Raw genomic sequence first — 11,826 nt, 5'->3', positions numbered from 1 at the left:
CCGACGCCGGGCCCCTGGCGCGCCTGCCGGACTTCGCGGGCAGCGCCTCGCGCCACTGCTCCTCGTAGCGCTCGTCGTCCTCCACGAACGCGTCGGCCTCCGCCTCCGGGTCGCGGACCAGACCGAGCCGTACACCGAGCAGCCGCAGCCGCTGCGGGATGGCGTTGACCGGCGTGGCCGTGACGACCAGCAGCCCGAAGACGGTGAGCAGCACGAGCAGCGGCACGGCCAGGACGTCGGTCATCGTGTACGACAACGGGGTCGCCGCGCCCCAGCCGATGAGACCGCCGGCGTCCCTTATGGCCTGCATGCCGTCACCGCGGGCCGGTGAGCCGCAGGCGACGTGCACCTGGCCGAGGACGCCGACGACGAGTGCGGACAGACCGATCACGATCCGGCCGTTGGCCTCGGGTTTCTCGGGGTGCCGGATCAGGCGCACGGCGATGGCGCCGAGCAGGATCGGCACCAGCAGGTCCAGCCGGCCGAAGGCGCCGGTCACGAGGATCTCGACGAGGTCGCCGACGGGGCCCTTCAGGTCGGCCCAGGTGCCCGCGGCGACGATCAGCGCGACGCCGAGGAGCAGCAGCGCGACGCCGTCCTTGCGGTGCGCCGGGTCGAGGTTCTTCGCGCCCTGCCCTATGCCGCGGAAGACGGCGCCGACGGCGTGCGCGATGCCCAGCCAGAGGGCGCGCACGAGGCGGTAGACGCCTCCGGTCGGGCTGGGTGCCGGTTTGGCCGCGGGCTTCCTCACCGCGGCCTTCTTGGCGGGCGCCTTCTTCGCGGGCGCCTTTTTCGCAGCGGCCTTCTTCGCCGGACCCTTCGCGGGAGCGGCCGCCTTCTTCGCGGGCTGCTTCTTGGCTGCGGAGGGACGTGAGGCCATGGGTGTGAGGTTACCGGGGGAGACGGCGGTCGACACGCGTGCCCACCGCTTCACCCGTTCGTGTCGCCCGCGCAGGAGACCGGAACTGACGCCTCCGGTACAGCCGCTGACACGCCCTCACGGGCCGGCCCACCGAAGCCCGGCCCGCCAACGGACCTCAGTTGACCGCGGCCTGGCCTCCGGACGTCCCCGGCTCCAGGGCGTCCAGCGCCCGCCGCAGTCCGGTGAGCTTGCGTTCCAGGTGCGCCGCCGTCGCCACCGCGGCCGCGTCCGTCGACTCGTCGCCGAGCTGTTTGGAGAGCGCCTCGGCCTGCTCCTCCACGGCCGCCAGCCGCGCCGACAGCTCGGCGAGCAGTCCCGCCGGCTCCTTGGCCTCGCCGGCCGCGGCTTTGCCGCCGCCCTCCAACTGGAGCCGCAGCAGTGCCGCCTGCTCGCGCAGCTGGCAGTTCTTCATGTACAGCTCGACGAAGACGGAGACCTTCGCACGCAGCACCCACGGGTCGAACGGCTTGGAGATGTAGTCGACCGCGCCCGCCGCGTACCCCCGGAAGGTGTGGTGCGGGCCGTGGTTGATCGCGGTGAGGAAGATGATCGGGATGTCCCGGGTCCGCTCCCGTCGCTTGATGTGCGCGGCGGTTTCGAAACCGTCCATGCCCGGCATCTGGACGTCCAGCAGAATGACCGCGAAGTCGTCCGTGAGCAGTGCTTTGAGCGCTTCCTCCCCGGACGATGCCCGCACCAGCGTCTGATCGAGCGCCGAGAGGATCGCCTCCAGCGCCAGCAGATTCTCCGGCCGGTCATCGACCAGGAGGATCTTGGCCTTCTGCACCATGGCCCGCCCTCCTCGCCCCGGCGTGGGGCCTCCCCTGTCCGCAGGACTTGGGGCAGCACCGGCGGGCGCCGCCCCAGGGGACGACTCCCTTGCGCCGCCCGTCCTTGTGCCGGTCATCGTAGCCGCACCCCGCCTGTCGCCACACCCTGTCACCGCGATGTCACTGTGCACGTAGCAGAAACGCAGCGGGGGACCAGAAGGTTCCCCGAATCCCGTACTTCTACACGGCTTCGGGCACACTGAGTCAGCAACTCCGCGTGAACGCCGAAGGTTCCCGCCACTTGCGTACACCCCACGTTCGCACACTGCCCGAACGCGCTGCGCGGACGGTGCCCGTACGTACCCCGGGCACGCTGCCCGCACGTACCCCGGGCACCCCGCCCGCAGGTGCCGTGCGGTGCCCGTCCGAACCTACTCCTCACTCCTCCCGCATCCACTGCTGCATCACCGTCAGCAGGTGATCGGGGTCGACCGGCTTGGTCACGTAGTCGGACGCGCCCGACTCGATCGCCTTCTCCCGGTCGCCCTTCATCGCCTTCGCGGTCAGCGCGATGATCGGCAGGCCGGCGAACTGGGGCATCCGGCGGATCGCCGTGGTCGTGGCATAGCCGTCCATCTCGGGCATCATGATGTCCATCAGGACGACCGCCACGTCCTCGTGCTGCTCCAGGACCTCGATGCCCTCGCGTCCGTTCTCGGCGTACAGCACGGACAGGCCGTGCTGCTCCAGGACGCTGGTGAGCGCGAAGACGTTGCGGATGTCGTCGTCGACGATCAGCACCTTCTGCCCGCCGAACCGGATGCCCCGGCTCGACTGCGGCGCCGCCTCCTGCTCGGCGGCCGGCCGCTGCTCCCGCGCCGCGGGCACGTCCTCGGGCTCCGGGACCGCCCTGCGGCGGCGCCGGAACAGCGTCGCGGCACCGTTCTGCGCGTCCTGGTACGACCTCGCGTCGGCCGGCGGTTCCGCCCGCGACCCGGGCAGCTCGGGCATGGCGCCCGGAGTGGCGAGCGCCCCGCCGGGCTCCAGGGCCGGAAGGGGCTGCTGGTAGCCGTGCGCCGGCAGCTCGCTCGGGTGCAGCGGCAGGTAGAGCGTGAACGTCGACCCGCGGCCCGGCTCGCTCTGCGCGTGGATCTCACCGCCCAGCAGCTGCGCGATCTCCCGCGAGATGGACAGCCCCAGGCCGGTGCCGCCGTACTTGCGGCTGGTGGTGCCGTCGGCCTGCTTGAACGCCTCGAAGATCACCCGCATCTTGCTCGCCGCGATCCCGATACCGGTGTCGCTCACGGAGAACGCGATCAGCTCCGCGTCCGGGTCGGTCATCGAACCGGCTTCCAGCAACTGCTCCCGGATGGCCTGCGGAACGTCCTCCCGGGCCGGCCGGATGACCAGCTCGACGGCGCCCGAGTCGGTGAACTTCACCGCGTTGGACAGCAGGTTGCGCAGCACCTGGAGCAGCCGCTGCTCGTCGGTGTGCAGCGTGGCGGGCAGCTCCGGCGACACCCGCACCGACAGGTCCAGGCCCTTCTCCGCGGTCAGCGGCCGGAAGGTGGCCTCCACGTAGTCGACGAGCTGGACGAGCGCGATGCGCGTCGGGGAGACGTCCATCTTGCCCGCCTCCACCTTCGACAGGTCGAGGATGTCGTTGATCAACTGGAGCAGGTCGGAGCCGGCACCGTGGATCGTCTCGGCGAACTCCACCTGCTTCGGCGACAGGTTCGCGTCGGCGTTGTCGGCGAGCAGCTTGGCCAGGATCAGCAACGAGTTGAGCGGCGTACGCAGCTCGTGCGACATGTTGGCGAGGAACTCGCTCTTGTAGCGCATGGAGACCGCGAGCTGTTCGGCGCGCTCCTCCAGGACCTGCCGCGCCTCCTCGATCTCGGTGTTCTTCACCTCGATGTCGCGGTTCTGCTGCGCCAGCAGCTCGGCCTTCTCCTCCAGTTCGGCGTTGGACGACTGGAGCGCCTTCTGCCGCTGCTCCAACTCCTCCGACCGCTCGCGCAGTTGCTCGGTCAGCTCCTGCGACTGGCTCAGCAGCACCTCCGTCTTGGTGTTGACGGAGATGGTGTTGACGCTCGTCGCGATCATCTCGGCGATCTGGTTGAGGAAGTCCTTCTGGATCTGCGTGAACGGGGTGAAGGACGCCAGCTCGATGACGCCGAGCACCTGGCCCTCGAACAGCACCGGCAGGACGATCACCTGCGCGGGCGGCGCCTCCCCGAGACCGGAGGAGATCTTCAGGTAGCCACTCGGCGCGTTCTCCACCAGGATCGTGCGCTTCTCCTGGGCGGCCGTCCCGACCAGAGCCTCCCCCGGCCGGAAGGAGGTGGGCATGGAGCCCATCGAGTAGCCGTACGACCCGAGCATGCGCAGCTCGTACTGCTCCTCGTGGGCGCCTGCCTGCTCCTGGCCGTCGCCGTGGGGCATGGCGAGGAAGAACGCGCCGTGCTGCGCGGAGACCACCGGGGTGAGCTCGCTCATGATCAGCGAGGCCACGTCCTGGAGGTCCCGGCGGCCCTGCATCAGCGCGGAGATCCGGGCCAGGTTGCCCTTGAGCCAGTCCTGCTCCTTGTTGGCGATCGTGGTGTCGCGCAGGTTGGCGATCATCTTGTTGATGTAGTCCTGGAGCTCGGAGATCTCCCCGGAGGCGTCCACGTCGATCTTCAGGTTCAGGTCGCCGCGGGTCACCGCGGTCGCCACGCGCGCGATCGCACGCACCTGCCGGGTGAGGTTCCCGGCCATCTCGTTCACGGACTCCGTCAGGTCCCGCCAGGTGCCGTCGACGTCACGCACGCGTGCCTGACCACCGAGCTGACCCTCGGTGCCCACCTCGCGGGCCACGCGGGTGACCTCCTCGGCGAAGGAGGACAGCTGGTCGACCATCGTGTTGATGGTCGTCTTCAGCTCCAGGATCTCGCCGCGCGCGTCGATGTCGATCTTCTTGGTCAGGTCGCCCTTGGCGATGGCCGTCGTGACCATGGCGATGTTGCGCACCTGACCGGTCAGGTTGGACGCCATCTGGTTCACCGACTCGGTGAGGTCCTTCCAGGTGCCCGCCACCCCCGGCACCTGCGCCTGGCCGCCGAGGATGCCGTCGGTGCCCACCTCGCGGGCCACCTTGGTCACCTGGTCGGCGAAGGACCGCAGCGTCCGCACCATGGTGTTGAAGGTGTCGGCGAGCTGCGCGACCTCGCCGCGGGCCTCGATCGTCACCGTCCGCGTCAGGTCGCCGTTGGCGACGGCCGCGGCGACCTGGGAGATGTTCCGCACCTGGACGGTGAGGTTCTTCGCCATCAGGTTGACGTTGTCGTTGAGGTCCTTCCAGATGCCCACGACACCGGGCACGCTCGCCTGGCCGCCGAGGATGCCCTCGGTGCCCACCTCACGGGCCACCCGCGTGACCTGCTCGGCGAAGGACGACAGCTGGTCCACCATCGTGTTGACGGTGGTGACCAGCTCGAGGATCTCGCCCTTGGCGTCGACGGTGATCTTCTTCGACAGGTCGCCCTTGGCGACGGCCGTGGTCACCTCGGCGATGTTGCGGACCTGCATGGTCAGGTTGTTGGCCATGCCGTTCACGGACTGCGTGAGGTCCTTCCAGGTCCCCGAGACGCCCTGCACCTCCGCCTGGCCGCCGAGGATGCCCTCGGTGCCCACCTCACGGGCCACCCGCGTGACCTCCTGGGCGAACGACGACAGCTGGTCCACCATCGTGTTCAGGGTGTTCTTCAGCTCCAGGATCTCCCCGCGCGCGTCCACGGTGATCTTCTGGGACAGGTCACCGCGGGCCACCGCCGTCGCGACCTGCGCGATGTTGCGCACCTGCCCGGTCAGGTTCCCGGCCATGCCGTTCACCGAGTCGGTCAGCTCGCGCCACACTCCGGCGACACCGGGCACCTGGGCCTGACCTCCGAGGCGGCCCTCCGTACCCACCTCGCGGGCGACGCGGGTGACCTGCTCGGCGAAGGCGGAGAGCTGGTCGACCATCGTGTTGATGGTGTTCTTCAGCTCCAGGATCTCCCCGCGCGCGTCGACGTCGATCTTCTGCGACAGGTCGCCCCGGGCCACCGCCGTGGTCACCTGGGCGATCTGCCGCACCTGAGAGGTCAGATTGCCCGCCATGAAGTTGACGGAGTCCGTCAGCTCCTTCCAGGTCCCCGACACCCCGTCAACGCGGGCCTGACCGCCGAGGCGGCCCTCCGTACCCACGTCCCGGGCCATCCGGGTGACCTGGTCGGCGAAGCTCGACAGCTGGTCCACCATCGTGTTCACGGTGTTCTTCAGCTGGAGCATCTCACCGGAGACGTCCACGGTGACCTTCTGCGACAGGTCGCCGTTGGCCACCGCCGTCGTCACCTGGGCGATGTTGCGCACCTGCCCGGTGAGGTTCCGGAACGCGGTGTTCACGGAGTCCGTGAGGTCCTTCCACGTCCCCGCCGCTCCCGGCACCTGCGCCTGACCGCCCAGCTCGCCCTCGACACCGACCTCACGGGCCACCCGCGTGACCTCGGCACCGAAGCTCGACAGCTGGTCCACCATCGTGTTGACGGTGTTCTTCAGCTCCAGCATCTCGCCGGCCACGTCCACGGTGACCTTCTGCGACAGGTCGCCGCTGGCCACCGCCGTCGTCACCGCGGCGATGTCACGCACCTGGGTGGTCAGGTTCCGGAAGACGGTGTTGACGGAGTCCGTCAGGTCCTTCCAGATCCCCGCCGCGCCCGGCACGTTCGCCTGACCGCCGAGCTGCCCCTCGCCACCGGTCTCGTTGGCGACGCGCGTGACCTCGTCGGCGAAGATCCGCAGCGTCTCGGTCATCTGGTTGATCGTCTCGGCGAGCTGCGCGACCTCGCCGCGGGCCGGCACCGTCACCTTCTTCGACAGGTCACCGTTGGCGACCGCCGTCGTCACGTGGGAGATCTCGCGCACCTGGGCCGTCAGGTTCCCGGCCATGGTGTTGACGGAGTCGGTGAGCTCCTTCCACACCCCGGCCACGCCCGGTACCTGGGCCTGCCCGCCCAGGGCGCCCTCGGTACCCACCTCCCGGGCGACGCGCGTCACCTCGGAGGAGAACGCGGAGAGCTGGTCCACCATCGTGTTGACGGTGTTCTTCAACTCCAGCATCTCGCCGGCCACGTGAACCGTGACCTTCCGGGACAGATCACCCTTGGCCACCGCCGTCGTCACCAGCGCGATGTCCCGCACCTGCGCGGTGAGCCGGTACGCCATCGTGTTGACGGAGTCCGTGAGATCCTTCCACGAACCGGACATACCGCGCACCTGGGCCTGTCCGCCCAGCTTGCCCTCGGTACCGACCTCACTGGCCACCCGCGTGACCTCGTCCGTGAACGTCGACAACTGGTCGACCAGGTTGTTCACGGTACGCCCGACCTTCAGGAACTCACCACGCAGCGGATGCCCGGCCCCCTCCGCGGTCTGCGTCCGCAGCTCCATACGCGGCGACAGATCACCGTCCGCCACCGCCGACAGCACCCGGCTGACCTCGGAGACCGGCCGTACGAGGTCGTCCACGAGCGCGTTCGAGTTGTCGATCGCGGTCGCCCAGGACCCCTCGCAGGCCCCCGTCTCCAGCCGCTCCGTGAGCTTCCCCTCACGCCCGACCATCCGCCGCACCCGGGCCAGCTCGCCCGTGAGATGGAGATTGCGGTCGGCCACCTCGTTGAAGACCGCCGCGATCTCCGACATCACGCCGTCGCCGGACACCGTGAGCCGCTTGCGGAAGTTGCCCTCCCGCATGGCGACCAGGGCCGTCAGCAGCCGATTCAGCGCGGCCGTGTCCACGGTCGTACTTCCGCCCCGCGTTTTGCCCTGGTTACTCAGGGACTGTCCGCCTTTCGCGCGCGCCTTAGTGCCCCGCGTCGCTGCGCCAGACTCCACTGTGTCCCTCCCGCAGGGGTCGACCGTTACTGCTGTGCCCGGCTGCCACCACTCGGCGAACCGGTTACTACCGCGTACTCTCTGTGCTGCCACGCGATCCGGACCGGCTGGTCCGACCGCTTCCGGGGCTGCTGCCCACCGCACTCGGCGCGCAGTCAACCTGCCCGGACCTTCATAAGAAGCTTGCCCAGTGTTTCACCCCGGCCGAACCAGGCCATAACAGTTCGGCAGCTTCGCACATCGTCCGCACACCCTCTGGGCGGAAACACTGCAGACCGGCATCCGCAGGGACGGCGAAGGTAAGTAACCTTGCATGCGGCTGTCCAGCCGTGCCGGTCCGTCCGGCCTGGGCGGTGGCACGGAGACGAGCGGGCATCGGAGGGGCGGCCGGACATGACCACCGGACTGATCCCGGGGGAGCAGCCCCCGGATCCCGGGCCGACGGGTGGACTGCCGCAGCAGCGGCGCGAGCCGGTCGGCCATGAGGCCGTGCACGGGGAAAGAGGGTCGAGGAGTTCTGTGATCACCGCGCGCGCGGCCGCCAGCTTCGAGCCCGTCGGACGATCGGTGGCGAGCGCCCGGTCCTTCGTCCGGGACACGCTCCAGGGCTGGGGCCAGGCCGACATCGTCGACGACGCGGTGGTGCTCACCAGCGAACTGGTGACCAACGCCGTGGTGCACGCCGGCACCACCGCCGACGTCCTGTGCCTGCGCAGCGACGACGGCGTACGGATCGAGGTGGCCGACCACTATCCCGAGCGCGAGGTCCCCCTCCAGGGCTCCCCCGCCGACATGGGCAACCTCGACCGCGAGGGCGGCCGCGGTCTCCAGCTGTGCGCGGCCCTGGCCGACCGCTGGGGCGTCGAGTACACGCCGACACTCAAGAACGTCTGGTTCCACCTCCACCTCCCGGAGCGCCCGGTCGGCACCCGCGCCGCCGGCCCCTCCCTCCCGGCGGACCTGCTCCCGCTCGCCGACGCCCGCGTCCGCGTCGGCGTCGTCCAGATCGACCGCACCGGCGCCGTCACGTCGTGGAACGAGGACGCCGAGGAGCTCTTCGGCTACGCCGCCGAGCAGGTCATCGGCAAGCCGCTCACCGACCTCGCCGCCTGGCCGCAGACGCCGGGCACCAGCAGCGGCATCGCCGAGGCACTGCAGCTCTCCCGCTGGGAGGGCAGCTACGGCATGCGGGGGGCCAACGGCCGTGTCACTCCCGTCTACGCCTCCCACCTCCGCGTCCGCGACGCCGGCGGCGAACCCTCCACGGTCTGCCTCCTCGTCCGGGACGACGAACGCGCCGTCCTGCAGACCCCGATGCGCGCGCCGGCCTCCGACTCGTCCTCCTCCGAGAGCCAGAGCGCCGATCCCTTCGAAATCTTCATCGGCTCCCCCGCCCCGGACGACCTCGACGGGCTCCTCCAGCGCACCGTCGAGCGCGCCCGCGACATGCTCGACGCCGACGCCGCCTTCCTGCTCCTGGCGACCGACGACGAGACGGAGTTGGAGGTCCGCGCCTCCACCGGCCTGCCCTCCGCCCGCCAGCGCTTCGCCCGCGTCCCCGTCGAGGCCGGCCCCGGACGCTACGGCTCCGCCCGCATGCCCGCCGTCCACGACGACCTCGCGGTGGTCCCCGGCGCCGTCCCGCTGCTCAACGGCACCGGCATGCGCTCGGTCGTCACCGTCCCCCTCAAGGTCGAGGGCCGCCTCACCGGCTCCCTCGGCGTCGCGGCCGAGTCCGCCGGCCGGTACTCCAACGAGGAGGCCCTGCGCCTCCAGTTCGCCGCCGACCGCATCGCCCTGGCCGTCGAGTCGGCCCGCCTGGGCGAGCTGGAACGCCTGCGCCGCGGCTCCCTCAGCTTCCTCGTCGAGGCCTCCGACCTCCTCGCCGGCACCCTGGACCGCGACCAGACCCTTGCCCTGATGGCCCAGATGACGGTCCCGACCCTGGCCACCTGGTGCGCCGTCTACACCATCGCCGACCAGGCCTCGGACCCGTACCTCTCCTACGTCCTGCACGAGGACGAGGAGCTCATCGACGGCATCAAGTCCCTGCTCTCGAAGATCGCCCCGCCCGACCCGGTCCCCTCCCCGGGCGCCCGCGTCTGGACGGCTCCCGGCGAGCTGGCCCACCAGGCGGCGCTGCGCACCTCCATGCGCGACCTGGGCCTGAGCGGCGGCCCGACACCAAAGCTGAGTTCCGGGATCGGCCCGACCCTGGCCACGGCCTCCGCGGTCGGCGGCGAGACCGTGGTCCTCCCGCTCGTCGCCCGCAACCGCGTCATCGGCATGCTCACCCTCGGCAAGCCGACCGACGAGCACTTCCGCCAGGAGATCCTGGAACTGGCCGAGGACCTGTCCCGCCGAGCCGCCCTGGCCCTGGACAACGCCCGCCTCTACTCGGAGCGGACGGCCATCAGCCAGTCCCTCCAGCGCAGCCTCCTGCCGCCCGAACTCCCGCTGATCGACGGCGTCGAGGTCGAGGTCATCTACCGCGCGGCCGGCGAGGGCAACGAGGTGGGTGGCGACTTCTACGACCTGTTCCCCATCAGCGACGGCGCCTACGGCTTCGCCATCGGCGACGTCTGCGGTACGGGCCCGAACGCGGCGGCCGTCACCGGCCTGGCCCGGCACGCCCTGCGCCTGCTGGCCCGCGAGGGGCTCAGCGGCCCCGCGGTCCTGGAGCGCCTCAACTCGGCCATCCTCGACGAGGGCGCCCGCAGCCGCTTCCTCACGCTCCTCTACGGCGAGATGCGTCCGCAGGAGGACGGCAGCGCCGAGCTGAAGGTGGTCTGCGCCGGCCACCCGCTCCCGCTCCGCCTGCGCCAGGACGGCACAGTCGAACCGGCTGCGGAGCCGCAGCCCCTCCTCGGTGTCATCGAGGACCTGGAGCTGTACGAGGAGACGGTCACCCTCGACCCGGGCGACGTCCTGCTCTGTGTCACGGACGGCGTGACCGAGCGCCGGGAGGGCACGCGCATGCTGGGCGACGACGGCCTCGCCGACGTCCTCACCTCCTGCACGGGCCTGACGGCCGGCGCGGTGGCGGCGCGCATCATGCGCGCGGTCGAGCGATTCGCGTCGGACGCCCCGTCCGACGACATGGCGATTCTCGCGATGCGTGTCCCGGAGCCGCACACGGACTGACCCCGCCGGTGCGGGAACATGCGAAAGGCCCCGCCCAATTGGGCGGGGCCTTTGCGATGGAGCCCCCAAACGGAATCGAACCGTTGACCTTCTCCTTACCATGGAGACGCTCTACCGACTGAGCTATAGGGGCCTGTCGCTTTGCGAGGTTTCCCCCGCGGCAACGGAATAGATCATACCCCGAACAGACCGGTGCTCCCAACCACGGCGTTCAGTAAGCCGACTGCAGCAGCCCTCCCAGGGCATTGCAGGCGGACACGATCCGCTGCATGTCCCGCTTGGTCAACGAGGCGTCGACCGGCAGCGCGAGTGTCTCGTCGGCCGCCCGCTCGGTCTCCGGCAACGACAGGCAGCGCCGGAATCCGGGCATCCTGTGCACGGGCGTCTTCACCGGCACCCGGCACTCGACTCCCCTTCCCCGCACGGCCCGGGCGAAGGCGTCACGGTCCGGCCGCCCGTTGCCCGGCACCCGCACCACGTACTGCTGATACGTGTGTCCTTCACCCCAGTGCGGGGTACGCACGCCCCTCAACTTCCCGTCGAGATAGGCGGCCCGCTGCCTGCGCTGCGCCATCTCGTCGTACGGCATCTCGGACTCGCCCTGCTCCAGCACGAGCAGTCCGTGTCGCTGTCCGACCCCGCGCAGCGGCCCCATGTCCGCCGGCCGCCCGAATCGGTGTACGGCGACCACGGCCGCGGTCCGGGCCGTCAGCGCCGCCTCCACCGAGTGGGCGTCCAGGCAGTACGTTTCCGGATCTATGTCCGCGAAGACCGGCAACGCGCCGACCAGCTCCACGGCCTCGGCGACTTCCACGTTCCCGAAGGCAGGTACGACGACCTCGTCGCCGACTCCTACGCCGGCGGCCCTGAGCATTGCTGCGGTACCCATACGAGTGATGGTCGTAGCGCAACGTGAACTTCAAGTGACGGAAAACAAAAAAGGGTTGGACCCTGAACCGAAGTTCGGGGTCCAACCCTTATTAAGGATTGTTCGGCGGCGTCCTACTCTCCCACAGGGTCCCCCCTGCAGTACCATCGGCGCTGTAAGGCTTAGCTTCCGGGTTCGAAATGTAACCG

General features: G+C 70.1%; 4 protein-coding genes, 1 tRNA gene, 1 rRNA gene and 1 pseudogene. 1 reads left to right on the top strand and 6 read right to left on the bottom strand.

Annotation, left to right across the window (positions count from 1 at the left end; genetic code table 11):
• The 3 genes and pseudogenes from EBH09_RS27140 to EBH09_RS27130 all read right to left on the bottom strand — a co-directional run.
• Nucleotides 1-880: pseudogene (locus tag EBH09_RS27140) on the bottom strand (cell division protein FtsK); the annotation flags it as partial.
• Nucleotides 881-1,037: 157 nt separating this feature from the next.
• Nucleotides 1,038-1,712, bottom strand: a complete 675-nt coding sequence (locus EBH09_RS27135) for a response regulator (protein WP_121749577.1) — start codon at nt 1,710-1,712, stop codon at nt 1,038-1,040.
• Between the two features lie 418 nt (nt 1,713-2,130).
• A complete protein-coding gene (locus EBH09_RS27130) occupies nt 2,131-7,605 on the bottom strand; it encodes a HAMP domain-containing protein (RefSeq protein WP_121749576.1) in 5,475 nt (1,824 codons plus the stop codon).
• A gap of 393 nt (nt 7,606-7,998) precedes the next feature.
• Between EBH09_RS27130 and EBH09_RS27120 the strand changes: the two genes are divergently transcribed.
• Entirely contained in the window at nt 7,999-10,749 is a 2,751-nt protein-coding gene (locus EBH09_RS27120) for a SpoIIE family protein phosphatase (protein WP_121749574.1), read from the top strand.
• 57 nt (nt 10,750-10,806) lie between these two features.
• Here EBH09_RS27120 and EBH09_RS27115 read toward each other — a convergent pair.
• The 3 genes from EBH09_RS27115 to rrf all read right to left on the bottom strand — a co-directional run.
• Nucleotides 10,807-10,882 (bottom strand) — tRNA-Thr (locus EBH09_RS27115).
• Nucleotides 10,883-10,960: 78 nt separating this feature from the next.
• Entirely contained in the window at nt 10,961-11,623 is a 663-nt protein-coding gene (locus EBH09_RS27110) for a DegT/DnrJ/EryC1/StrS family aminotransferase (protein ID WP_121749573.1), read from the bottom strand.
• A gap of 115 nt (nt 11,624-11,738) precedes the next feature.
• A 5S ribosomal RNA gene (rrf, locus tag EBH09_RS27105) occupies nt 11,739-11,826 on the bottom strand; the annotation flags it as partial.

Source organism: Streptomyces sp. E2N166 (assembly GCF_003671715.1).
GTDB classification, from domain to species: domain Bacteria; phylum Actinomycetota; class Actinomycetes; order Streptomycetales; family Streptomycetaceae; genus Streptomyces; species Streptomyces thinghirensis.
Note: the sequence above shows the minus strand (reverse complement) of the source record. Positions and strands in the feature narration are given on the sequence as shown.

What these genes read in the sequence shown, in the direction of transcription:
- EBH09_RS27135 (WP_121749577.1), bottom strand. Translation starts at nt 1,712, where the DNA reads ATGGTGCAGAAGGCCAAGATCCTCCTGGTCGATGACCGGCCGGAGAAT.
- EBH09_RS27120 (WP_121749574.1), top strand. Translation starts at nt 7,999, where the DNA reads ATGACCACCGGACTGATCCCGGGGGAGCAGCCCCCGGATCCCGGGCCG.
- EBH09_RS27110 (WP_121749573.1), bottom strand. Translation starts at nt 11,623, where the DNA reads ATGCTCAGGGCCGCCGGCGTAGGAGTCGGCGACGAGGTCGTCGTACCT.